This is a genomic window from Aequorivita sp. KMM 9714, from assembly GCF_011065475.1.
Classification (GTDB): Bacteria; Bacteroidota; Bacteroidia; order Flavobacteriales; family Flavobacteriaceae; genus Aequorivita; species Aequorivita sinensis.
The window spans coordinates 376,012-401,449 of the sequence record NZ_JAAGRO010000002.1; the positions used below are offsets into that span (position 1 = coordinate 376,012).

Sequence of the window (25,438 nt, forward strand, 5' to 3'; positions counted from 1 at the left end):
TTTGGAAAATGCAAAAATCAATTAAAAGTCTTCAAAATCCGTTGATAAAACAGATTGTTCTCCTTCAAGAAAAATCGCGTGAACGTAGAAAAACAGGTCTTTTCTTTGTAGAAGGACTACGTGAAATTTCACTTGCAGTTAAAGGAGAATATCAGTTAAAAACCTTATTATATTGTCCTGAAATTATTTCTGAAAAAGATTTTGATGCGCTAAAGAAATATGTAAGTACTAACACTGAAATCATAGAAATCACTTCGGAGATCTATGAAAAACTAGCTTATCGAAGTTCAACGGAAGGAGTTTTGGCGATTGCAATGGTAAAAGATTTAAGTCTTTCTACATTAACGATTTCGAACTCGCTTAATAACGGTTCCTCGAACGAATCTAGAGGACCTTTAATCTTAATTGCTGAAGCTCCCGAAAAACCCGGCAACATTGGGGCAATTCTTCGTACTGCCGATGCTGCTAATGTTGATGCTGTAATAATCGCCAACCCTAAAACTGATATGTACAATCCAAATATTATCCGCAGTAGTGTGGGATGTATATTTACAAATAACATTGCGACGGGAAGTACTTCGGAAATTATCGCATTTCTAAAAGAAAACAACATCAACATCTATTGTGCTGCCTTACAAGCGTCCGTACCATATCACACTTGCGATTTTATAGAAAGTACAGCAATTGTAGTTGGCACCGAAGCAACTGGTTTAAGTGATGAATGGTTAGAAAACAGCAATCAAAACATCATCATCCCAATGCAAGGGGAAATTGACAGTATGAATGTATCTGTAGCTGCGGGAATCCTTATATTTGAAGCTAAAAGGCAGCGAAATTTTCTAAAGTAAATTTCGCAAATCACAAAAGTCCAAATCCTAAATCCCAAACAAAGTCAGAGTTTTAATTAATGACTTTTATTGGATTTTGGTGCTTAAAATTTAGAACTTAAATTATGAGTCCAGAAACTCTTTTCTATATAATAATAGCGATATTAATTGTCAGTTTTATTATTGACCAGGCGTTGGATTACTTAAATGCAAAACACTTTGGAGATACGCTACCTAAGGAGTTAGATGATATTTTTGATGAACAGGAGTATCAAAAATCCCAAAGATATAAAACGGAACGCTATAAATTCGGTCTGCTTACTTCAACCATTTCTTTAATAGCCACGCTCCTATTCTTCTTTTTTGATGGCTTCGCATATGTTGATAATTTAGCGCGTTCTATTTCCAACAATGAAATCCTAATTGCCTTGGTTTTCTTTGGCATTATTATGATTGCTAGTGATATTTTAAGTACTCCATTTAGCTATTACAGCACATTTGTAATTGAAGAAAAATACGGTTTTAATAAAACAACTCGAAAAACATTCTTTCTCGATAAAGTGAAAGGATGGCTTATGGGTGCTATTCTTGGTGGAATAATTCTAGGAGCAATAATTTGGTTTTATCAAACCACAGGAGAATATTTTTGGCTTTATGCTTGGGGAATTATAACCGTATTTACTGTGCTGATGAATTTATTTTACGCACGTTTTATTGTTCCTTTATTTAACAAACAAACTCCTTTAGAAGAAGGCTCACTGCGTTCAGAAATTGAAAAATACGCGTCGAAAGTTGGTTTTACTTTAGATAAAATTTTTGTTATTGACGGAAGTAAAAGAAGTACAAAAGCAAATGCTTATTTCTCAGGATTTGGAAGCGAGAAACGAGTAACACTTTACGACACATTAATTAATGATTTAAACGAAAAAGAAATAGTAGCTGTACTTGCTCACGAGGTGGGTCATTATAAACGAAATCACATTATTATCAACCTAATAGTTGCCATTTTAACCACAGGATTTACTTTGTGGTTATTGTCTTTATTTATTGGTAATCCCTTACTTTCTGAAGCATTAAATATTTCTCAACCTTCGTTTCACGTTGGGTTGGTAGCATTTGGAGTGTTATATAGCCCGATTTCCGGGATTACGAGTTTAACAATGAATTACCTAAGTAGGAAGTTTGAATACCAAGCAGATGATTATGCTAAAAACACTTTCGCATCAGAACCGCTGATTTCAGGTTTAAAAAAGCTTTCGAAGAATAGTTTAAGCAACCTTACCCCGCACCCACTGTATGTTTTTGCACACTATTCACACCCTACGCTGTTGCAAAGATTTAAGAATTTGAATAAGTAGCAATTCTATTTATGCAAGGGCTGCAAAGCTTTTGTTTCATTGAAAAAAATTAACGCATCGTAACGAAGTGGCACAATAGTAGGCACAAACTGTCTTCTGTCAAATTGAGGATTGTACACGACTCCTATCGCACGATGCCCCATGACCTTTAAATTTTCTTCCTTTCTATCCTCTTCGTCAAAAATAAGATAGAAAGAATTCAAACCTGTTTTCTTAAGTTTATACTCAACACTACTTCTTAAAGCTCTAGGAATCGTCATTTCTTCCATTCTGGCGCCCCAACTAGAACCAGCAATTACTTTTCCTTTGTAACTAGAAAAACCTATTAGAAAAACATTATTCTTTCCTAAACTTTCTCGTTTTAGCTGACCAATATTTTTTTCACCAGTATTTCGCATACTGGTAAACGAAGCATCGCCAATATGCGTGTTGTGAGCCCAAACCACACCTTTAGAATTTTCACCATAGAGCACCAGTAAATCGCCTACTGTTTCTCGCATATGAAAAACTCTAGAGTTCCAAGAAACAGCATCTTTAGAAGCTATACTTTCACGATAAAATTCTTCAGCATTATGTACTACAATTGCATTCTGAAGCAAGTAAAAATATTCGTCATCTGAAAGGTCTTCTAAGATTTCACGATTATTTCTAATATAAGAAACTACCCTTTCAGTAGCAGCTTCGCAATCTGGTTTTCCGTCTTTTACTGCACGAGCATATTGCCAACTATCGCCTTTATGAGGATTAAAGCAATTGTATTGGAGTTTAACGTAATTATAGCTCGATTCATCTATTTTTTTAAGAGTTTCCAACACCATTTGTTTTGAAACCCATTCATCGTAAACATCCATTCCGTAAAAACCAACTTTTTTGTCTTGTGGCAAACTATCATTATACTCTCGTAACCATTCAGCAAGAGCTACAACTTCTTCGTTTGCCCACATCCACGTTGGCCAACGATTGAGCTGCATTAAAACCTCTCTTGCCGAATTTCCTGAACCCTCAATATTCTTTACATATTGGTTTAACTTATAAAGACTAGCGAAATCACCTTCCACGGCAATGAAATTAAAACCGTGTTCTTCTATAAGCCTTCTGCTAATTTTATCGCGCCATATGTAATACTCATGGGTACCATGACTGGCTTCTCCTAGCAAGACCAACTTTTTATCGCCTGAAGCAGCAATGAGTGGGTCTAAACTAGATGCATCATCCAGTTTAATTGCTTTATCTGTAAGATTTTGAGCAGAGAGCATCATAAGTGAAAGAACCATTATTAGCGTTAATCGCAACTTCATATATTGACTTATTAATTAGTACAGAATATAAGCAATAATAATGAGATTACTCAAAATGAGTTTCTTCCTACTTGTAAAAGATAAGCGTGAAGTTAAAGAGATGTTCTTACAACTTCATAATCCAGCGCATTAGCTTTAATCTAAAATTTGTGTGAGGATAATATCGAATAAAAGGATCGAACCATGTTGGCTTATCCATTACGCTTTTATAGTGTGTAAAAGCTTTAAATCCTGCTTTTCCGTGATAATTACCAATCCCACTAAAACCAACACCTCCAAATGGTAAATTTTCGTTAGTGATGTGCATTACGGTTTCATTAATTGCCCCGCCACCGAAGGAGATTTCTTTTAAAATTTTCTTTTTAGTAGCATTGCTTTTTGTGAACACATAGCAAGATAATGGTTTTGGCAGGCTATTTACTTTGGCAATCGCTTCCTCAATAGTTTCATACGTAATTACAGGAAGTATAGGCCCGAATATCTCCTCTTGCATCACTGCATCTTCAAAACTTACATTTTGCATTACGGTAGGTTGAATATAGCGCGATTCGCGATTCATTTCGCCTCCGTAAAATATTTTTTGTGGGTCGAGCATTTTAGCCAACCTATCAAAGTTTTTATTATTGATAATTTGAAGAAAATTATCATTTTCAAAAGCAAAATGCTGACTTTCTATTTCTATTTTTAGCTGATTGAGAAATTTTTGTTCAATACTTTTATGAACCAATATATAATCTGGAGCGATGCAAGTTTGGCCGGAATTTAAGAATTTACCCCAAACTAAACGTTTTACTGAAACTTTTAAATTACAATTCTCCGTAATAATAGCAGGGCTTTTGCCTCCAAGCTCTAAGGTAACCGGAGTTAAATTTTCGGCAGCAGCTTTATAAACTATCTTACCAACTGTAGTACTTCCAGTAAAAAATATTTTATCGAATTTCTGTTTTAGTAATTCTTGAGTTTCTTCCACTCCACCTTCTACCACTGTAAAAAACGCAGGATCAAAATTCTCCTTTACAATTTTAGCCATAGCTGCCGCGGTGTTGGTCGGCAATTCACTAGGCTTTAAAATTACAGTATTCCCTGCGGCAATTGCAGCAATTGCTGGAGCAAAGGAAAGCTGATAAGGATAATTCCACGCCCCAATAACTAAAGAAACTCCTAAAGGCTCAGGAATAATATAACTTGAAGCTGGGAAATTGAGAATTCCAGTAGGCACACTTTCCTTTCGCGCCCATTTGTAAATCATTTTTCGCGCTTCCTTTATGTCTTTGTAAAGCAGGGAAAGTTCAGTACTGTAATTATCAAATTCAGATTTTTTGAAGTCTTTGTAAATAGCTTCGTGAAGTAATGCTTCATTTTGCTCTAAAGCTTGTTGAAGTTTTTTTAACTGAGCCCTCCTAAACTGAATGTCTTTTGTAGCGTGAGTATTAAAGAAGTTACGTTGCGCATTAATGATTTCTTTCATGATTATTGTATTTTCTTAAATTTTGAACACTTCTGTAAGTTAAACACCACAGAGGCACAAAGCAACACAGAGATACTAAAGAAATAATCAGTTAAAAGATTTAAACTTTCAGGTTAAAGTCTCTAAGCGAAGCCCAACAGACCATTTCGATTTCGATTTCGTTTTCGATTTCGATTTCGATTTCAACACTACTTATCTCTATTCAATATTTTATACTCCTCATAACAACCACTAATTGCATCTAAAATTTGAAGGTCGTTTGCTGTTCTAATAAAATCTTTAGAGTAATTACATTTATTTAATATCTCATCAATATCAACACGTTCTAACTGAAGTACGGCCATTAAGGTTTCACGGTCGAACTTACTTTGAAGCAAGTTTCTTATTTCATCATCCTCTTTCATCTTGCGCATTTTCCGCATCTGTTGTGGCCGTTTTCCGAATACATTATAGAGGAAGTCGGCAGGATTAAAAATAGAGCTTAAAACTTTGCTTACAGCGCCTGGTTGATTACTACCTCCTTCATAACCCGTGCTCAATCCTGAAATTCTATATCGGTAATTGTCATAAACAGGTATTAACTTAGCGTCAATCTCTACATAACCCGTTAACTGAACAGGTTTTACAACTACCTCTTCTAACGCTATACCAAGTTCAGTCATTTTTACTTTAATGTCTCCGAATCTAAGCCAATCGTTTGTAACACGAACGCGAAGCGATTTAAATCCTAGATATGAAAAATACAGTGTATCGTTTACTGCTGCTTTTAATGCAAACTCTCCTTTATCGTTAGTAGTAGTTCCTTTTACCTGATTAAGGTTTACGATGTTTACGTTTTCTAAAATTTTATCGTTAGCATCGTTCATTACAACTCCTTTTATATCGTGTAATTCTTGGGAGAATGATGAAATTGAAACAAAAAACAGAAGAATTAGTAAGAGATTTTTTTTCATAGTAAAAATTGCATTCGTCTTATTCAAAAATAACAATTAACAAACTAAGACAAATTAATGTTTATCCAAACCCTAATATGGTAAACATTATAATTTAAAGTAACATTTTTAAGAAGCTAACCTTAGGGATAGTAAACCTCCTAATTAATCAGTACACGCTCTATGCCAAAAGCTCATTTTAAATAAATAAAAAACGGGCCCTTTTAAAAGGCCCGTAAATATAATTATATAGTCGTTAAGACGTCGCTAAATTTTAATAATTCAGTATGATGAATTAATTAAGCATTTCTCCTACGTCTTCCGCCAGTCCCTTTTGCATTTGGACGTTCGGTACTTCTTCTACTTTTTCCTTTAAAAGCTGGTTTATCGCTGCTTGAACTGCTGCTGCGCTTCTTAAATCCACCTCTTCTTCCGCTATCACTACGATCGCTTCTATCGCCTCTTTCGCTTCTTTTCTTTCCACGACTACGACCGCTTCCGCTGCGACCTGTGTCTTTAGAAATTTCAATGTTTATTTGTCTGCCATCAAGCTTAAAGTCTTTGAATACACTCATCACCATTTCCTGATGCTTTGTATCGGTATTAAAGAATGAGAAGCTGTCTTTTACATCAACTTTGTAAACATCGTCTTTTCCAAGGCTTAATAAATCACGAAGGAAGTCTTTCAAGCTCATCCAATCGAAATCATCTTTTCCACCAATATTTAAGAAATAACGAGTGCTATCTCCTCCTCCTTCTTCAGAAAAGTTACGATCTCCACCAGAGATATTTAAATCTTTACTGTTTTTGTAGTAATTTAAGAAACGAGTAAACTCTACTGAAAATACTTTCTTGATTAAATCTTCTTTTGAAAAATCTGCTAATACTTCGTTTATATTCGGAAGGTAAGCGTTAATCTCAGGATTTATCTCAGTGTTTTTTATTGTATTTGCTAGGTGGAACATTTGCACTTCACAAATTTCCATTCCTGAAGGAATTTCCTTGGCAACAAATTTCTTTTGAATTATCTTTTCAATAGTTCTTATCTTTCTAACTTCACTTTTAGAAACAATAACTATTGAAACTCCTGTTTTACCAGCACGTCCGGTACGACCACTACGGTGAGTGTACACTTCAGTTTCATCTGGAAGTTGATAGTTTATAACGTGTGTAATATCATCTACATCAATTCCACGTGCAGCAACATCTGTTGCAACAAGCATTTGAATTTGACGATTTCTGAAAGATTTCATTACTGTATCACGTTGACTTTGACTTAAATCTCCGTGAATTGCAGCTGCGTTATATCCATCTTCGATAAGTTGTTCAGCTACTTTTTGAGTATCGCGTTTTGTTCTACAGAAAATTACAGAAAAGATTTCTGGATTTGCATCTGCCAAACGTTTTAAAGCGTTGTAACGATCTCTTGCGTTAACTAGGTAATATTCGTGTGTTACTTGATCTGAACCTACATTCTTTGTTCCTACAGTGATTTCCACTGGAGTATGCATAAACTTTTTTGCAATTGTAGATACTTCTTTAGGCATTGTAGCACTAAACAACCATGTACTCTTGTCTTTAGGTGAATGCGAAAGAATTTCGGTGATGTCTTCGAAAAAGCCCATGTTAAGCATTTCGTCTGCTTCATCAAGAACGCAATATTCAATTTTTGAAATATCTATTAAGCCACGGCCAATCATATCTTTCATACGACCTGGAGTAGCTACAATAATTTGCGAACCTCTTTTAATTTGGCGTGCTTGATCGGTTATACTTGCACCACCATAAATAGCAGTAACGTTTAAACCTGGCATATACTTACCGTAAGCCACCATTTCATTTGTAATCTGTAAACACAATTCACGTGTAGGTGAAAGGATAAGTCCTTGTGTAGTGCGACTGTTTACGTCTATTTTTTGCAACATAGGAAAACCGAAAGCTGCGGTTTTACCTGTTCCTGTTTGTGCCAATGAAACCATATCGGTTTCGCGGTCTAATAAGATTGGAATTGCTTTTTCTTGAACTTCTGAAGGGGTTTCAAAACCCAAGTCTGCGATGGCTTTTAGAAGATGCTCTTCTAAGCCGAGTGCTTTAAATGCTGTCATTTTTTGTAAAATAAATTTTTATATGCGTGCTAACGAGAAGCGACTGGACATATAAAATAAAAACGGACAGCTTCACTATAACACTCCTCACCCTGAGGATTTCTTGATGATCAAAAGCCTTACGCTATGATTTTTCAAGGCCGCAAAAGTAGTGTTTACTTTTTAACTAACAATATTTATTGGGATATATTTAAGATTTTACACGAAAATAAATTTCTATCGCCAACAAAATCGGCACTTATTCGGTCAGATAATCAATTAATTGACGCATTGCTTTTCCTCTATGACCTATTTCACCTTTTTGCTGAAGCGTCATTTCGGCAAATGTTTCATCAAAGCCATCAGGTTGAAAAACTGGGTCGTAACCAAAACCTGAATCCCCACGTAATTCTTCTATAATCTTACCCTCACAAATACCTAAAAACAAGACTTCTGAGTGATTCATTGAAAGTGCTATTGCAGTTTTAAATCTTGCACTTCTATCTTTTTTATCAGCTAAATTATTCAGGAGCTTTTCAATATTTGCTTGAGAGTTATTATCCTTCCCAGCGTATCTAGCACTATAAACCCCAGGTTCGTTGTTTAACGATTTTACCTCTAACCCGGTATCGTCTGCAAAGCAATCTAAATGATAATTATCGCGAACATAATTAGCTTTTAAAATAGCATTTCCTTCGATGGTGTCGGCAGTTTCTTCAATATCTTCATTACACCCTATATCGTCTAAGCTTAATAATTCGATATGATGCGGCAGAAGAGCTTTAACCTCTGCAAATTTATTTTTGTTGTGAGTAGCGAAGACGAGTTTCATTTTAATAAAGGAATTACGATTTATAATTTACGATATTTGGAATTTATAGTTCCTTATTTAGAGTTTTTATAACGCTCAATAATTTCATCTGAAGACTTTATAGTTTTTTTAGCCCATTCAAGTTCTATTTCACGTTTTTCTTCTTCTGAAAGCTGCCAATTAATATTACTTTGTTTCAGTTTTGAAACCACACTTTGTAAAATAATTGCAGCAGAAACTGAAATATTTAAGCTTTCAGTAAAACCGTACATTGGGATTTTTAAAAAACCATCGGCTGCTTCCATCACTGTATCACTTAAACCATCACTTTCTTTTCCGAAGAAAAAAGCACTTTTCTTAGACACATCAAAATCATGTAACATCATTGAAGATTTATGTGGTGTTGTAGCAATTATTTGATATCCAGAATCTTTTAACTCACTAATACAATTTTTTATTGCATTATGCCTTTTAAACGAAACCCATTTTTGGGCCCCCATAGCAATTTCTTTATCTATGCGTTTGCTCACTCTTTCTTCTACAACGTGTAAATCCTGAATACCAAAAACATCACAAGTACGCATTACAGCACTTGTATTATGGAGTTGGTAAACATCTTCGGTAACTACCGTAAAATGGCGAGTTCGTTCTGATAGCACTTCCTGAAAGCGCTCTTTTCTATTTTCTGTAAGGTAAGTTTGAAGGTATTCTAAAAGTTCTAAATCCATACTTCGATTTCGCTCATTAATCGACTTGAAAAGCTAATGAGTTTTGGGTTTATAGGTTTGTGAATTAAAATCAACTTTTCAACTTAGATTTCAAATTCAATTTTAAATCTGCGAAGATAAAAGTATTTGTTTTATTGATGGTTTCTTATATTCATATTTTTAAATAACTTAGTAAAGAATTCTATTAATAAAACTCCCCGTTATTGCGGGCAAAAATTATGAAAATTGTAGTATTATCAGGAGCTGGAGTAAGTGCAGAAAGTGGCATAAAAACTTTTAGAGATGGCAACGGATTATGGGAAAATCACGATATAATGGAAGTAGCCTCACCCGAAGGATTTAAGCGTAATCCTGCCTTGGTACTCGATTTTTACAATCAACGTAGAAGGCAGCTGCAAACCGTAGAACCTAACAGTGCTCATATTGCGTTGGCAGAACTTGAAAAACATCACGATGTAACAATTATTACTCAAAATGTAGACGACCTTCACGAACGCGCCGGAAGTACTGATGTTATTCATCTACACGGCGAACTTCTAAAAGCAAGAAGCACTGTTGATGAAAATTTAATTTTAGAATGGACGGACGACTTAAACATAGGTGATTGCTGTGAAAACAACCACCAACTTCGCCCACATATAGTTTGGTTTGGCGAAATGGTTCCTATGATTGAAGTTGCCTCTGAGATTATTGAAGATGCCGATGCTATAATTATTGTAGGGACTTCTATGCAAGTATATCCCGCTGCAGGCTTGATACAATATGCCAAACCTGATGCTCAAGTTTATTTTATAGACCCCAATCCTTCAATAAACCCAACTAAAGAAATCTCAGTTTATGCCGAAAAAGCCTCTACAGGTGTTCCTAAAGTTGTAAAGAAACTTGCGAGTATGTCCTAAATATCTATAATAAGATTTGCTGTTTTAATAGATGCTAAATTATTTTTTTTGTATTTTTCAACATAATTCAAACATTCTAACTTTATAGTTTAAATTCCTTATAGATTTGATAGAAAAATACTTCAGAATTATTCTATTTTCATAAATTTCAGAATATAAATCTACACCCCTTGAAACAAAAAATAATTTCCCCACTCCCCTTGGTACGCAATATAAAAAGCATAACATTTTCTCTGTTAGCCTTAGTATTCCTATGCACTTCTAATGAAATATTAGGGCAATCCAATTCACGTATTGACAGCTTGAAAACGGCTTTTGAAAATGAAACCAATGATTCCTTAAAAGTTTTAGCGGAAATTAATTTAGCTAAGGGAATTCATAAAATGCAACACGACCTAGAGTCGGAATACTTTCACGCTAAGGAAGCAGTAGATCGAGCATTGCGAATAAATGATACGGTATTATACGCCAGAGCCTTAGACAATCTTGGGTTGTTGTACCGTTATCATCAACGTTACGATCAAGCGCTATCACTTCACACTAGAGCTTTTGAATTAATAAAAGATAAAGATGTAGACCCGATTTTCAAAATGATAATGGGGAATAATGCAGGTGTTGCGGGCCGATACAATCATAATAACGACACTGCATTTCTCTATTATATGCAAGCTTTAAAAATTGCCGAAGACGAAAATAATTTAAAAAACATAGCTATTTCTTCTAACGGAATTGGTAACACATTAAGCAATATACCTGGACGTGAAAATGAAGCTTTACCATATTTTGAACGGTCTTTAAAAGCACAACAAGATATAGGCAATGACTTAGGAGTTGCAATGAACTATCTTTCTATTAGCGATTATTATATCGTGAAAGGTGATTTTAAGACTGCTAATGAATATTTGAAAATACTTTTAAAATTAAATCAAGATAGAAATGATGAATTTGGAATAGCTATTACTTATGAGTATATGGGGATTTCTAAGTTAAAGGAAGGAAAAGATTTAGATAAAGCTGTGACTTATTTTCAAACTTCTGCCGATGGGTACAAGTCTCTTAAAAATATCCACAGACAAGCAGAAATTCTTACACATTTAGGGAACACCTATTTAAAGAAAAGTGAATTAAATCGCGCCGAAGATTATTATAATCAATCCTTAGAACTCTCTAAAAACCTAAATGCCTTAGGTATGATAAGTACAAATGTTTTAAAGCTTTCTGAAGTTTCTGAACAAAGAGGAGATTATAAATCGGCATTATCAAACTTTAAACTCTCTCAGGTTTATAAGGATAGTATAAATATAAATGAACAAAACGTAAAAATTGAAGCTCTTACACAGGAGTACAATTTAGAAAAAAAGGAAAGTCACATTCAATTTTTAGAAAAGGATAAAGCTTTACAGCAAGTGCTTTTGAATACCCAGAAAGATGAACTTAAGAGAAGACAAATTATCACCATCCTTTTAGCGATTGCACTAGGTGCGATATTGATTATCTTTTTTATGCAGTATAGAAATTACCGTATTAGAAAAACAGCTAATGAGCGTTTAAATCAAGCTGAAAAAGAAAAAATGGTTACTATTTACGAACGAAACTTAGCACAAGCGGAAATTCTTGTTACTAGACTTCAAATTAATCCTCATTTTATATTCAACAGCCTTAACGCCATTACCTATCTCATACAAAGTGAACAGAACTGTAAAGCAATTGAATACTTAGGGATATTCAGTCATTACACAAGAATGGTACTTGAAACATCAAAACAGCAAGTTATCTCTCTACAAGAAGAATTAGAGTTAGCCGAAAACTATCTTAAGCTCGAAGAAAACAGGTTCTCCAATGACTTTAAATATGTTATTTCGGGCATTGAGAACCCAGACCTTGAAGATGTCTTAATTCCGCCATTATTAATTCAGCCGTTCCTAGAAAATGCTATTTGGCATGGCTTGTTAGCCAGCCCACGTAAAAAGAAGTTGTTAAGTATTCATATAGATATCGATGAAAACACAACACAAATTATTATTGATGATAATGGCGCTGGAAGAGATAATAAAAATAAAATAAACACCATTAAAAGCCATAATAGTATGGGGATGGGAATAATTAAGGAGCGTATCGAACTTTACAATAAAACGAACGAAGGAAAAATTAATTATAAGATTATCGATAAGAAAGACGACGAAGGGAAGCCTTTAGGTACACGAATAATTTTAGAACTTAACAACACTATGGACTATTTCAGAAATCATCCAAGTAAAATGTCTGTAAATCATGCTTAAGTCTTAATGTTTAAATAAATCCACTCGTACTTTCAAATATTTTAAAGCTTAAACTATCAGGAGTTGACACTAGTCGAAATAAGAGAGAGGAAATTGCAGATTGGCTTATTACAGATCAAAAAGTTGCTTGCCAAACTCCCGCGATGCCTTGTCTAAGTTTATTAGGAAAGATTAGCCAATGGATTCACCAAGAATTAAAATCTATTTTAATAAGTATCATCCCCAAAACAAAGGGCAAGATATAATACAAGGGCTAAAAGGTTTTAAAAGAAATTACTTCGATTATTATCGTTAAAATAAAGCTAAACCCCTCTAAAACATTGATTTCAGTATAATAGTTTCTTATTTTTGAGAAAACCTTAAAACAAAAAAATATGAGCTATTTAAATCTAGATAAAAAGAAAACTGCAACAATTGCAAAAGAACTTAATGTCCTTTTAGCAGACTACCATTTATACTATCAAAAACTACGTAATTTCCACTGGAATATCGTTGGAAGTAACTTTTTTGAACTTCACGTAAAGTTTGAAGAAATGTATGACGATGCCAAATTAAAGGTAGATGAAATTGCAGAAAGAATTTTAACCCTTCGTTTTCAACCTACAAGTAATCTTTCAGATTATATTAAAATGAGTAACCTAGAAGAATCTTCAGAAAACACTAAAGATGTTGAAATGGTGAAAATTCTACTTGACGATCATGGGAAACTTTTAAAGCAGATGCGTAAGGTAGTTGAGAAAGCTAGCAGCGCTGATGATGAAGGAACAATTGATATGGTTGGAGGTTTTATTGGCCACATAGAAAAAATTAGCTGGATGCTAGATGCTTGGTTGATGAAAGCAACCGATAATCATCCAGAAGCTTAACAAGTACTTAAGTTATTAGTTTAGCAACCGTGTTAGAAAAAATATATTTCTAACACGGTTTTTTTATTAAATTCACAGAAATATGGTTAATAATTTTACTAAATCAACATTTAAATTTGATACCTTTATGTTTTAAAATTAATTAACTTTCTTTTCGAAACCTGAAATTTAATAAGCAAAAATGATGAACGGAATATTAGAGTTTTTGTCGAACATCCCTTGGTGGGCTTGGATACTTATAGTTTTATCAATAATCGCCATACGTGATGTTTTCTTTAATAAACGTCACACTATCAGTCACAACTTTCCTATAGTTGGTCATATTCGTTACATGCTCGAAAGTATTGGCCCTGAATTAAGACAGTATATAGTTGCCAACAACAGAGAGGAACTCCCATTTAATAGAATTGAAAGAGGTTGGATTTATGCGTCGGCAAAAAATCAAAATAACTACGAAGGTTTTGGTACAGACCGTGATATTTACGAGCCTAACTATATTTTTATAAATAATGCGTTATTACCTTATAAGGTTGAAAAAGACAATCCGAATTACAAAAACCCTTACTTTTTACCTTGTGCTAAAGTTATGGGAGCCTATAATAAACGTCGCAGACCTTACCGCCCTACATCTATTATAAACGTTTCTGCAATGAGCTTTGGTTCTTTATCGGCACGTGCTGTAGAATCACTAAATAGAGGCTGTGCGCTATCCTATGCGTATCACAATACAGGTGAAGGTGGATTATCGCCATATCATAAAACCGGTGCCGATGTAGTGTTTCACTTCGGAACAGGGTATTTTGGGGTTCGAGATGATGAAGGCAAATTCTCGATGGAGAAAATGGTTAAAATGGTAAATGAAAACCCACAGGTTCGAGCTATAGAAGTAAAACTTTCTCAGGGAGCAAAACCAGGGAAAGGCGGTGTTCTTCCGGGAGCTAAAATAACGGAAGAACTTGCTGAAATTAGACACGTGCCTATTGGAAAAGATGTATTGTCTCCTCCTACACATTCAGCTTTTAAAGGTGTAAAAGGCTTACTTGATTTTGTTGAAGATATTGCTCAAGAAACTGGCTTACCTGTTGGAATTAAATCGGCTGTTGGTAGATTAAACGAATGGGAAGAGTTGGCTAAAATAATGAAGGAAACGGGTAAAGGTCCAGATTTTATTACAATTGATGGTGGTGAAGGTGGAACCGGTGCAGCCCCTCCTAGCTTTGCAGACCACGTTTCGCTTCCTTGGCTCTTTGGTTTTGCTGAAGTTTATAAGATTTTTAAAAAACACGACTTATGTGATAGAGTAGTTTTTATTGGCAGCGGTAAACTAGGTTTTCCTGCAAAGGCTGCTATGGCTTTCTCGATGGGTGCAGACCTAATAAACGTTGCTCGTGAAGCTATGATGAGCGTTGGATGTATTCAAGCGCAACAATGCCACACAAACAAATGTCCTACAGGGGTAGCTACCCAAAATAAGTGGTTACAAAGAGGAATAAATATTGAAGATAAATCTGTAAGAGCGCATTTCTATTTTAAAAACTTTAGAAAAGAACTTTTAGAAATGACTCACGCCTGTGGGTACGAGCATCCTGCACAATTTACCATGGATGATGTAGATCTTACCGTTGGAGATAAGAACCTTATTAAAACCTTAGCCCAATCGTTTATGTATCACAAAGTACCGGTGCCTTTTGAGAGTATGAAAGCTCTTGCACATTGCCCATATCTAGGAGGAGATTTCCATGAAAAAGAAGCTAAAAAAGAAGTTAAAGAGATGAAGAAACACAATAAAGTTCGCTACTAAAGCTTATAAAAAGTCTTGGTTAGCTTAACCCTTGTTTAAAGTCTGTAATACCTCAACTCTCTTAATTTTTGAAGTTTCAGTATAAATAAACTGTGGAACGGTATAAACCTTTTTAGGCTTTTCGTATGCAGAAAGTGATGTAAAAGCTTCTGAAAAGTCCTTAAGTTCTAAAGTGTTTTCAGCTTCAACAATCATAATTACTCGCTCCCCTAATGCCTCATCTTTTTCTGAAGCGATAAAAAATGGGGTGTCTATATGAAGTGATAATTTTTCTTCAACTTCTTCAGGATGAACTTTAACGCCTCCCGAATTAATAACATTATCTATTCTTCCTAGGAAAATAAATGATGTTGGTGATAGTAAATTAACTACATCATTGGTTACAACTAATTCTTCTGAAATTTTAGGAGCTGATATTTGTAAACACCCTTCCGAAGTCTGAGAAAACTTTACTGTAGGAAGCGCATTAAAAGCCTTAGACTTATCAATTCCGTTTAAAGCTCGGATTGCAATATGAGTGATGGTTTCTGTCATCCCATACGTTGAAAAAGCTAGTGTATCTTGAAGTTGTAATTCTTTTTCTAGTTCTACTGAAACAGCTCCCCCACCTATAATTAACTTCTTCACTTTATGCAAATCTTTCAACGAATGAAAAACTTGATAAGGCACCATGGCTGCAAAATCAAAGTCTATTTCTAAATTTTCCAACGGGCTTTTAACAGGTGCTTCAGTATATAAATCCCAACCTGCAATCATTCCGCGGACAAGCATCATTTTTCCTGCAATATATGCTGCTGGAAGACATAATAACGCTTTACAGTTTTCTTTTAAGTCGAAGTAATTTACAGTTGCAGTGGCACTGTTAAAAACATGATCTTTCTGAAGTTTAAGAACTTTAGGAGTACCTGTAGACCCAGAAGTTTTAACGGTAATAAAATCCTTTTCATCTAGCCATTCTAAAATGAAACTTCCAATTGCTACTTCGTATTCTTCCTTGCTATTGAGTAAATATTCGGCGTGCTTCTTCAAACCTTTTTCAGTAGAAAAAGCTTCTCCATTTAATCTAAAACTTGGATGTAGCAAACGTTTCACTAATCTATATAAGTTGAATTAGATTCATTTTCTTCAATTACAACTATTGGCTCTTCAACTCTACCAAATAGTTTTCCACTCCAATCTGTCCATTTATAGCGCCACGCCATTAAAAGCAGGAAAATTGGGTAGATAATCAATACCGGGGCAACTACATCAAATCCAGCAGAAGGATCGGAAACATCTTTAAAAATTGAGTTAGTTTGAAATACCGTCCAATCTGCAGTTACTAGTAGTGCTGTAATTAAGTTGTTCCCTGCGTGAAATCCGAGAGCAAGCTCCATTCCTTCATCCATTAAGGTCATAATTCCTAGGAAAAACCCTGTCCCGATATAATATATCATAATAACATTCCCTAGTTTGTCAACCTCTGGATTTGCTAGGTGCAGCGCACCAAATATTACAGATGTTACAACCAAAGGAATCCATTTATTTTTAACAATAACACCGATTCCCTGCATTAAATAACCTCGAAAAAGATATTCCTCAAAACTGGTTTGTAAGGGTATCATTACCACTGCTATTAATGCTAAAATTAAAAATGGCACTAATTCAAATTGAATTACATAATCTTCTGGATTGCTGTTGTAATCTAACAATGTAACTACCAAAGTCGTTATTGTAATTAGCCCAAAACCAAAAAAAACTCTTCCCCAATCGGTCTTTTTACGCGAAGTTGTTAAGGTTACAAAAGGTTGTTTATGTAGGTATTTCACCACCAAAATAATTGCCGCCAAGCCTACAGCAAAACTTAACAACATCAGGAAAAAGGTTAAGTTCGAATCTAATACCGTCATCAAAACACCAGGATCTTGTACCGATTCTATATCTCCACCTTCAGTCATTACTTTCAACATTACAGCAATCAAAAATGGAATTGAACCTAATTGACTTGCTATGAAAATAATTAGAAATCCTACTAAATAACGCCACCAGTCGTGAAGAAAATTAAAAGCTTGTTTTATGTACATTTTATAAAAGTTTGTTTTTATGAAAGTGATTTGATTGTTAAAACTTAAAATTCCATTCTGCTTCTGCATCGTAATGCAAAGCTCCATCTGCAACGTTAAGAGGGCTGTCTATGTTATTTGTATACAAACTACCTGTACCTAGACCTTGAGGCAATTTACTGTTTTTTGTAAAAGTGTATTGTGAAATTGTATTTAAACCTATATTACTTTCTAAGGCAGAGGTAATCCACCAACCTGCATTGTATTTTTCAGCTAATTGAATCCAAGTATCACTTCCCTGAATCCCACCAATTAATGAAGGTTTTAGAATAATGTATTGCGGTTTTATAGTGTCAAGTAACTTCTGTTTCTCTTCTTCTGAAAATATCCCTATTAACTCTTCATCTAAAGCTATAGAAAGCGGTGTATCTTCACAAAGACGCGCCATTTCTTGCCATTGTCCTTGTTTGATTGGTTGTTCGATAGAATGTAATTCTAAATCTGATAATACCTTCAACTTTTCTAAAGCTTCCTTAGGTGAAAATGCACCATTTGCATCTACCCTAAGTTCTACTTCTTGTGGTGAAAACTCTTTCCTTATGGATTTTAAAAGTTCTATTTCAGTTTTAAAGTCGATAGCTCCAATTTTCATTTTGATGCAAGTGAAGCCTTGCTTTAGCTTTTCTGAAATTTGTTCTTTCATAAAGCTTTTATCCCCCATCCAAACTAAACCATTAATCGGAATAGCTTTTTCTCCACGCGTAAATTCTGAAGGAAAGATTTCAAAAGGATTTTTGGAGTTTAAAGATTGGAAAGCAGCTTCAACCCCAAACTGAATAGATGGAAACTCTGTTAAAGCTTCGTAGAGTTTATCTTTGCCAAAATTAATATTATCGCATACCCATTGAAGTTTCTCTTCGTAATCTGGGCGGTCGTCAATACTTAAACCTCTTAAAATACCACACTCTCCTACTCCAAAACTGTTTTCAGTTTTCAGGATAATGAAAAAAGTTTCTTTAGTATTTAAAACGCCTCGAGAGGTTCCACTCGGGCGTTTAAAGTTTAGAATATGTTTTTTGAAATGTGCTTTAATCATTAAACAACCCCTTGCCTATGCTTAGGGAAAAGTTAGAATTATAAATCAATAAACTCCCCGATTTCGAATAACATTAAATCTTTATTAGCGTCATAAAACTTACGCTTTGCCTCCTCGTGGTCTATTTCTATATAGCCAAATGTATCGTAATGAACACCCAGAACCTTATCGCATTGAACAAAATCACTAGCAATAATAGCATCGTCTATTCCCATTGTAAAATTATCTCCAATAGGTAGAATTGCTAAGTCTAATTTAGTTCGCAGAGGAATCAATTTCATATCCATAGTTAAGGCTGTATCACCTGCTATGTAAATGTTTTTATGTTCGCCCTCAATAACGAATCCGCCAGGTTGTCCACCATAGCTACCATCAGGAAAAGAACTTGTGTGAATAGCTGTAACGTATTTTACATTTCCAAAATCGAATTTCCAGCTACCGCCGTGATTCATAGGATGAACCTCGATACCCTTTTTTTCGTAATGTGTTGCAATTTCAAAATTACTTACAATTATTGCCCCCGTTCTTCTGGCAATATTTGCAGCATCTAGGGTGTGATCCTGATGTGCGTGAGTAAGTAAAATGTAATCTGCCTTTAGGGAGTCAACATCTACTTTATCTTTTGCAAGTTCGTTTCCAGATATAAATGGATCTACTAAAATGTGTTTCCCTTTAATTTCAAGGGCTAAGCAATTATGTCCGTAATATGTAATTTTCATAATATGTGTTTTTTCTACATAAATATACTAAACAAGACAGCAAACAAAAAAGTGCCTAGAGCAACCTTTTTTAATTCGGCGTCTAACAATCTTGGAATTTTGTTATTAAACACGGTTTTAATGTTTAATAAAAAAGGAATAAAAGCAATAACATAAACAAATTGCAATGCTTCTCGATAATTCAATGCAGTATAAAGAATAGCACAAGCAATTCCAAACATCAATAAAAAGGCGTGATATCTTTTAGCTTTGTCTATACCAAGTTTTACTACTAAAGTGTTTTTACCAGCAGCAGCATCGTTATCAATATCGCGCATATTATTCAAATTTAACACTGCAGTGCTAAAACAACCTACGGCTATGGCTGGCAACAGTAATTCCCATTTTAAATTATGTGTAAACAAGAAGTAACTACCTAATACACTTAATAATCCGAAGAACAGAAATACAAAAATATCTCCTAAGCCCGAGTATCCATAAGCTTTTTTACCAACTGTATATTTTACCGCTGCTACAATAGATGCAATTGTGAGATTAAAAAATATAAAAGAAATTATAAAGTTTTCATTTCCGAAGGCTAAGAAAATTAAGAAAGTCGCCAACAAGAAAGTGAATGCTCCCACCACAAACATTCCAATTTTCATTTGCTTTGGTGTAATAATTCCCGAAGCAACCATTCGTTTTTCGCCTTCTCTTTTAGCATCGGTTCCGCGAACACCATCGCCATAATCATTTGCAAAATTGGACAGAACTTGAAAGCCAACAGTAACCATAATCGCTAGCCAAAAAATAGGAGAACTTAATACAGTTGAGTGAGTTAAGTATTCTACCCCTCCAAAATCGAGGTCAGCTTGAGACTGTAATACATGATTTCTCTGAATTATTCCAGCAGTTGCTCCTATGATAATTCCCGAAACCGAAAGTGGAAGGGTACGTAATCTAGCGGCAGCAAACCAAGCCTTAATTTTTTTCATTCACTGTTTATTTGGCTCGCAAAAATACATTTAAAAAAGTGCTGCTCCAATTTTTTGAATTAGTGCTTTCTAGATTCATTTTTTTTATATTCGCATCTATAAAATTAAAAACGAATGAATAAATCTAGTTTTAACAATATTGCCTTACTGCTGTTACGCTTAGGTTTTGGTGGTTTGATGCTTACTCACGGATTACCAAAATTGCAGAAATTACTTGCTGGAGATTTAACTTTTAGAGACCCTATTGGTGTGGGAGAGCCAGCTTCTTTAATTTTAGCCGTACTTAGCGAAGTAATATTCCCAATTCTGATTATTATTGGATTTAAAACTCGTCTATCTTCAATTCCCGTAATTATTACAATGGCGGTTGCAGCTTTTATCGTACACGCAAATGACCCTTTTGCAGTAAAAGAAAAAGCTATCTTATTTTTAATTGGATTTATTGCAATTGCTTTACTAGGTCCAGGAAAGTTTTCTATAGATAAGAAATAAGTTGTTCTATTTAGAATTGAACGATAAAAGTTAATTGAAAATCTTTACCAGCAACTCCTTCAGCAAGTCGCCTTGTGGAACGTTTGCTGCACCTACCCCTTTGCTTTTCATATCAACTTCACGAATGGCCGCAATAATTGCACTCACCTTTTTCATTGGGTAATTTGCTGCTGCTGTTTGATAATCTTTTACAAAAAACGGATGTACTCCTAATACTTTAGCTGCTTCACCTTTGTTTGAAAGCGCGTGGTATTTCAATAATTTTGAGAAAAAACTATACAGTAATGCAATTGTCATCACCAGCGGATTGTTTTTCGGGTTTTGCGAGAAGTATTGAATAATTGCAAATGCCTTCTTTATATCCTTAGATCCTATTGCATTTTGAAGTTCGAAATTATTGAAGTCCTTACTTATTCCAATATTTTCTTCAATTATTTGAGGTGTAATTTGTTCTCCAGGTTTTAGAATCAACTGAAGTTTTTCTAATTCGTTATTTACTTTGCTTAAGTCGTTACCAAGAAATTCGACAAGCATTTGGGCTGCTTTGGGAGTAATGGTATACCCTTTACCCGCTAAAACTCGCTTAATCCAATCCGGAACTTGATTGTCGTAAAGTTTTTTACTTTCAAAAATAACTCCGTTTTTAGCGATGGTTTTTGCGAGCTTTTTACGTTTATCTAAGGTTTTGTATTTATAACAAAGTACTAATATAGTAGTTGGTTGTGGATTATCGGCATAAGGCACAAGGTTTTCAATTGTGCGAAATAGGTCTTGCGCTTCTTTAACAATAATAACTTGTTTTTCCGCCATCATCGGAAAGCGTTTGGCATTGCTGATTATTTCATCAACAGAAACATCACGACCATAAAGCACCATTTGGTTGAACCCTTTTTCCTCTTCAGATAAAACATTCTCTTCTATATATTTAGATATCCCATCAATATAATACGGCTCTTCACCCATCAAAAAATAGATAGGTTTTGTTTTTCCGTTTTTTATATCAGTTATAATGGACTTTACTTTGTCGAGTGGCATTGGACGATTTACGATTAACGATTGAAGATTTTAATTAGAAGAAATCTAATTTTGAAATTTAAATTTTAATTTTTGAATCTTTGCAAATGCAAAAATTGAATTTTCCACAGTATTCCTTCCGCTTCAAAAGTAGCGAAAATAAAACATTGGTTTTTGATGAAATTAGAAAAAAGTTCGTGGTACTTACTCCCGAAGAATGGGTGCGTTTACACGTAGTTCAATTTCTTTTACAAGAAAAAAAATATCCAAAAAGTCTTATAAATGTTGAAAAGCAATTAAAACTGAACAATACAACCAAGCGTTATGATATTGTGGTTTTTAACAATGACGGGAGCATATTTCTGATTGTGGAATGTAAGGCGCCTTCTATACCGATTACTCAAATCACTTTTGATCAGATTGCTAGATACAATCTGGCTTTAAACGCTAGTTATTTAATGGTTACCAACGGGTTAGAGCATTACTACTGCCAGATGGATTATGAAAACGAACGCTATGTTTTCCTAAAAGACATTCCGAACTATAAATAAATTCATAAAAACCCCCTAAAAATCTATCTTTACAACGTGAAAGTAGCCGTAGTCATCTTAAATTGGAATGGAAAGAGTTTATTACAAAAATTTCTTCCATCAGTTGTAGCATTTTCAAAGGAAGCGACGATTTATGTAGCAGATAATGCCTCTACTGACGACTCGGTTAAATACGTTTCTGAAAATTTTCCTACGGTTAAAATTATTCAGAACAGTGTAAATGGTGGGTATGCTAAAGGCTATAATGATGCTTTAAAAACACTTTCTGAAGATATCTTTGTTCTTCTTAATAGTGATGTAGAAGTAACAGAGAATTGGTTACAACCTATAATTTCACAATTTGAAAGTAATCCTTTAGTTGTTGCTGCACAACCTAAAATTTTAGACTATAAAAATAAAGAGTATTTTGAATATGCTGGTGCTGCAGGAGGCTTTGTAGATAAGTATGCATATCCTTATTGTCGCGGACGTATTTTCAACACTTTGGAAAAAGATAGCGGTCAATACAATGATACTGCTACAATTTTTTGGGCATCTGGGGCTTGTCTTTTTGTTAGGTCTGCTGCTTTTTGGAATGCAGGAGCTCTCGATGAAGATTACTTTGCCCATCAAGAAGAAATTGATCTTTGCTGGCGTTTAAATTCTAAAGGAGGAAAGGTAGTTTACATAGGAGCATCAAAAGTATTTCACGTAGGTGGTGCAACATTGGATGCTGTAAATCCTAAAAAAACCTTTTATAACTTCCGAAATTCACTATTAAACTTATTAAAGAATGTAAAAGGCACAGAGGTTATTTTTACGATTTTGGTGCGTTTTATATTGGATGGTGTTGCAGGTATACAATTTCTATTGAAAGGAAAACCCAAACATTGTATTGCAATTGTAAAAGCTCACTTTAATTTTTATGGCTTACTTCCTAAATTTATCAAAAAACGTAGAGAATATGCTTCAAATTTTGAATATTTCGAAATAAAATCCATTGTTTATCAATACTTTATAAAAAAAAGACAAAATTTCGAGAAACTTTAACCTAAAGTATTGTTAATCGTTTCTTCCTAGAGCGCTATTTTAATATTTTTGTTCTTGATTAAATTTTAAAACAACAATCTAAACATAATACCTACAAACTATGAAGAAACTATTGATTTTAGCAATGTGTTCAGGTTTAGTATTCACTTCTTGTGTTTCAAAAAAGAAGTACACTGAGCTTGAAGCAAAACAAAAAAATACCCAAGATCTTTTAAACACTGCAACAGTTAAACTTAATGACTGTCTTGCTGAAAGAGCAGCTTTAAATGCTCGTGCAAAACAACTTGAAGAGCGATTGGCAGACATGAGACAAACTAATGCTGATCTTATCCAAAGTTCAAAAGAGCTTACAATGTTAACTTCAAAAGGAGCTACAAACCTTGAAAAGTCTTTAGAGAGCTTAAAAGAAAAAGATCTTAAAATTAGCCGTCTTCAAGATGCACTTAACAAGAAAGATAGTGTAACTCTTGCACTTGTTACAAGTCTTAAGAAAGAAGTTGGTATAAACGACCCAGACATTGAAGTAAATGTTGAAAAAGGTGTAGTTTATATTTCACTATCAGACAAAGTAATCTTTAGAAGTGGAAGCTACGATATTTCTACTAGAGCTACTGAGATTTTAGGTAAAGTTGCAAAAGTAATCAACGGCAAGCCTAATTTTGAAGCTATGGTTGAAGGACATACAGACAACGTGCCTTATAGAAAAAGAGGTGATTTAATAGACAACTGGGATTTAAGTGTGAAGCGTGCTACAGCTATCGTTAGAGAGCTTCAGAAACTTGGAGTTGAACCAGGTCGTTTAGTTGCTGCAGGTCGTTCAGAATACGTTCCTTTAGTTCCTAATACAACTGCTGAAAACAGAGCTACAAACAGACGTACTCGTATTTTAGTACTTCCTAAGATCGATCAATTCTACGATATGATTGAAAAAGAAATGAAAAACCTTGAGGCTTCTGGAAGTTAATCTTTCTGAAAACCTTTAAAACTAAACCCAGCCATAACAGGCTGGGTTTTTTGTTTTTTTATAATTGGAAAACCTCCTCGATATTTTGTATCTTGTATAGTGCTAATTAATTAAAGAGAAATGCTATGGAAGATTTCACCACGACTTGGACTCACGAAGAGCTTAAAGGGTATATACTACTCTATTGTGCTCATGCAGATTTTAGTGTTTCTAAAGAAGAAAAGGAATATATAAAATCTAGGGTTGGAGATAAGAAGTATCAAAAAATTCGAAAAGAATTTGAAAACGATAACGATTATCAGCAAATCCAAAAGATACATGCCGCTATTGAACGTTTCAACTATTCAAAAGAGGAAATTGATGAAGCCTTTAGAAGTATTAAACAATTATTTTTAGTAGACGGTGAAATGGATATACTAGAACAAAATATTTATCGCGGGTTAAAGCAGTTGTTACAAAAATAACAAGTGTTTCAAGAAAGATAAATTATTTAAAGTTCAAGACTACCCTTCCCTTCACGAATAACTTCTGGTTCATCACCGGTAAGATCAATCACTGTAGAGGCAATATTACCACCATAACCGCCATCAATAACTAAATCGACTAAGTTACCCCACTTCTCTAATATAAGTTCAGGATCGGTTGTGTATTCTATCACCTCATCCTCATCTTTTATAGATGTAGAAATAATTGGGTTACCGAGTTCATGAACTATTGCCTGAGTAATAGCATTATCTGGCACGCGAATTCCCACTTCCTTTTTCTTTTTAAACACTGTAGGAAGGTTATTATTTCCAGGTAAAATGAAGGTATATGGACCAGGTAAATTTCTCTTAAGCAACTTAAATGTAGAAGTATCAATCTGCTTTACGTAATCACTAAGATTACTCAAATCTTCACATACGAATGAAAAGTTAGCCTTTTCAAGTTTTACCCCCCTTAGCTGAGCCACCCTTTCCATCGCTCGGGTATTTTTTATATCGCAACCAAGCGCGTAAACAGTATCACTAGGATATATAATAACACCACCATCGCGAAGAATTTTTACAACGCGTTTAATTTCCTTCGGATTCGGATTCTCTTCGTAAATTTTAATGAATTCAGCCATAGCGCGGTATTTTAATTTAAATATAATCCAATTTTAAAGAAATAACAACTAATCGAGTGTTGACTTAACATAAAGATAAAATAATTACGTTATAGAAA

24 protein-coding genes are annotated in these 25,438 nt (G+C 34.4%); 11 read left to right on the plus strand and 13 right to left on the minus strand.

Annotated elements, in window-relative coordinates; all coding sequences use genetic code 11:
* Positions 1-8: 8 nt before the first annotated feature.
* Positions 9-848 carry an RNA methyltransferase gene (locus G3A46_RS07985; RefSeq protein WP_165148515.1) on the plus strand — a complete coding sequence of 280 codons (840 nt, stop codon included), beginning with the start codon at positions 9-11 and terminating at the stop codon, positions 846-848.
* A gap of 104 nt (positions 849-952) precedes the next feature.
* Complete coding sequence (locus tag G3A46_RS07990; protein ID WP_165148518.1) at positions 953-2,185, plus strand: M48 family metallopeptidase; 1,233 nt, start codon at positions 953-955, stop codon at positions 2,183-2,185.
* 5 nt (positions 2,186-2,190) lie between these two features.
* Here G3A46_RS07990 and G3A46_RS07995 read toward each other — a convergent pair whose 3' ends face one another.
* The 6 genes from G3A46_RS07995 to G3A46_RS08020 all read right to left on the minus strand — a co-directional run bounded on the left by G3A46_RS07995 (position 2,191) and on the right by G3A46_RS08020 (position 9,506).
* On the minus strand, positions 2,191-3,483 hold the full coding sequence (locus tag G3A46_RS07995) for an erythromycin esterase family protein (RefSeq protein ID WP_165148521.1): 1,293 nt from the start codon (positions 3,481-3,483) through the stop codon (positions 2,191-2,193).
* Positions 3,484-3,589: 106 nt separating this feature from the next.
* Entirely contained in the window at positions 3,590-4,951 is a 1,362-nt protein-coding gene (locus tag G3A46_RS08000) for an aldehyde dehydrogenase (protein ID WP_165148524.1), read from the minus strand.
* Between the two features lie 188 nt (positions 4,952-5,139).
* Complete coding sequence (locus G3A46_RS08005; RefSeq protein WP_165148527.1) at positions 5,140-5,904, minus strand: carboxypeptidase-like regulatory domain-containing protein; 765 nt, start codon at positions 5,902-5,904, stop codon at positions 5,140-5,142.
* A 278-nt stretch (positions 5,905-6,182) separates the two neighbouring features.
* Positions 6,183-7,988 carry a DEAD/DEAH box helicase gene (locus tag G3A46_RS08010; protein WP_165148530.1) on the minus strand — a complete coding sequence of 602 codons (1,806 nt, stop codon included), beginning with the start codon at positions 7,986-7,988 and terminating at the stop codon, positions 6,183-6,185.
* Between the two features lie 238 nt (positions 7,989-8,226).
* Positions 8,227-8,799 (minus strand): non-canonical purine NTP diphosphatase, encoded by a 573-nt coding sequence (locus tag G3A46_RS08015; RefSeq protein ID WP_165148533.1) that lies wholly within the window; start codon positions 8,797-8,799, stop codon positions 8,227-8,229.
* 53 nt (positions 8,800-8,852) lie between these two features.
* Positions 8,853-9,506 carry an RNA methyltransferase gene (locus G3A46_RS08020; RefSeq protein ID WP_165148536.1) on the minus strand — a complete coding sequence of 218 codons (654 nt, stop codon included), beginning with the start codon at positions 9,504-9,506 and terminating at the stop codon, positions 8,853-8,855.
* A 215-nt stretch (positions 9,507-9,721) separates the two neighbouring features.
* Between G3A46_RS08020 and G3A46_RS08025 the strand changes: the two genes are divergently transcribed.
* The 4 genes from G3A46_RS08025 to G3A46_RS08040 all read left to right on the plus strand — a co-directional run bounded on the left by G3A46_RS08025 (position 9,722) and on the right by G3A46_RS08040 (position 15,351).
* Entirely contained in the window at positions 9,722-10,405 is a 684-nt protein-coding gene (locus G3A46_RS08025) for an NAD-dependent deacylase (protein WP_165148925.1), read from the plus strand.
* A gap of 170 nt (positions 10,406-10,575) precedes the next feature.
* Positions 10,576-12,684, plus strand: a complete 2,109-nt coding sequence (locus G3A46_RS08030) for a tetratricopeptide repeat protein (protein WP_165148539.1) — start codon at positions 10,576-10,578, stop codon at positions 12,682-12,684.
* A 374-nt stretch (positions 12,685-13,058) separates the two neighbouring features.
* Positions 13,059-13,550 (plus strand): DNA starvation/stationary phase protection protein, encoded by a 492-nt coding sequence (locus G3A46_RS08035; protein ID WP_165148542.1) that lies wholly within the window; start codon positions 13,059-13,061, stop codon positions 13,548-13,550.
* A gap of 184 nt (positions 13,551-13,734) precedes the next feature.
* Entirely contained in the window at positions 13,735-15,351 is a 1,617-nt protein-coding gene (locus G3A46_RS08040) for an FMN-binding glutamate synthase family protein (RefSeq protein WP_165148928.1), read from the plus strand.
* 24 nt (positions 15,352-15,375) lie between these two features.
* Here G3A46_RS08040 and G3A46_RS08045 read toward each other — a convergent pair whose 3' ends face one another.
* The 5 genes from G3A46_RS08045 to menA are packed head-to-tail and all read right to left on the minus strand — an operon-like array spanning position 15,376 to position 20,182.
* Positions 15,376-16,443, minus strand: a complete 1,068-nt coding sequence (locus G3A46_RS08045) for an AMP-binding protein (protein ID WP_165148545.1) — start codon at positions 16,441-16,443, stop codon at positions 15,376-15,378.
* Entirely contained in the window at positions 16,443-17,414 is a 972-nt protein-coding gene (locus G3A46_RS08050; protein ID WP_165148548.1) for a CPBP family intramembrane glutamic endopeptidase, read from the minus strand. The genes G3A46_RS08045 and G3A46_RS08050 overlap by 1 nt, the downstream gene beginning before the upstream one ends.
* Before the next feature lie 37 nt (positions 17,415-17,451).
* Positions 17,452-18,486, minus strand: a complete 1,035-nt coding sequence (locus tag G3A46_RS08055) for an o-succinylbenzoate synthase (protein ID WP_165148931.1) — start codon at positions 18,484-18,486, stop codon at positions 17,452-17,454.
* A gap of 41 nt (positions 18,487-18,527) precedes the next feature.
* The gene (locus tag G3A46_RS08060; RefSeq protein ID WP_165148551.1) at positions 18,528-19,208 is read right to left on the minus strand and encodes a metal-dependent hydrolase; all 681 of its coding nucleotides are present in this window, start codon (positions 19,206-19,208) and stop codon (positions 18,528-18,530) included.
* 14 nt (positions 19,209-19,222) lie between these two features.
* Positions 19,223-20,182, minus strand: a complete 960-nt coding sequence (gene menA, locus G3A46_RS08065) for a 1,4-dihydroxy-2-naphthoate octaprenyltransferase (protein ID WP_165148554.1) — start codon at positions 20,180-20,182, stop codon at positions 19,223-19,225.
* Between the two features lie 114 nt (positions 20,183-20,296).
* On the opposite strand from menA, the gene G3A46_RS08070 reads away from it, so the two are divergent.
* Complete coding sequence (locus tag G3A46_RS08070) at positions 20,297-20,674, plus strand: DoxX family protein (protein ID WP_165148557.1); 378 nt, start codon at positions 20,297-20,299, stop codon at positions 20,672-20,674.
* Positions 20,675-20,704: 30 nt separating this feature from the next.
* Here the strand turns inward: G3A46_RS08070 and holA are convergent, their stop codons facing one another.
* Positions 20,705-21,709, minus strand: a complete 1,005-nt coding sequence (gene holA / locus G3A46_RS08075; protein ID WP_165148560.1) for a DNA polymerase III subunit delta — start codon at positions 21,707-21,709, stop codon at positions 20,705-20,707.
* A gap of 86 nt (positions 21,710-21,795) precedes the next feature.
* On the opposite strand from holA, the gene G3A46_RS08080 reads away from it, so the two are divergent.
* From G3A46_RS08080 to G3A46_RS08095, 4 genes are all read left to right on the plus strand, one after another.
* Complete coding sequence (locus G3A46_RS08080) at positions 21,796-22,239, plus strand: type I restriction enzyme HsdR N-terminal domain-containing protein (RefSeq protein ID WP_165148563.1); 444 nt, start codon at positions 21,796-21,798, stop codon at positions 22,237-22,239.
* Between the two features lie 36 nt (positions 22,240-22,275).
* On the plus strand, positions 22,276-23,268 hold the full coding sequence (locus tag G3A46_RS08085) for a glycosyltransferase family 2 protein (RefSeq protein WP_165148566.1): 993 nt from the start codon (positions 22,276-22,278) through the stop codon (positions 23,266-23,268).
* A gap of 100 nt (positions 23,269-23,368) precedes the next feature.
* On the plus strand, positions 23,369-24,232 hold the full coding sequence (locus G3A46_RS08090; protein WP_165148569.1) for an OmpA family protein: 864 nt from the start codon (positions 23,369-23,371) through the stop codon (positions 24,230-24,232).
* 125 nt (positions 24,233-24,357) lie between these two features.
* Positions 24,358-24,696: a hypothetical protein gene (locus G3A46_RS08095; RefSeq protein WP_165148572.1), complete on the plus strand. Its 339-nt coding sequence runs from the start codon at positions 24,358-24,360 to the stop codon at positions 24,694-24,696.
* A gap of 26 nt (positions 24,697-24,722) precedes the next feature.
* Here G3A46_RS08095 and G3A46_RS08100 read toward each other — a convergent pair whose 3' ends face one another.
* Positions 24,723-25,340 (minus strand): L-threonylcarbamoyladenylate synthase, encoded by a 618-nt coding sequence (locus G3A46_RS08100; protein ID WP_139854982.1) that lies wholly within the window; start codon positions 25,338-25,340, stop codon positions 24,723-24,725.
* Between the last annotated feature and the right edge of the window lie 98 nt (positions 25,341-25,438).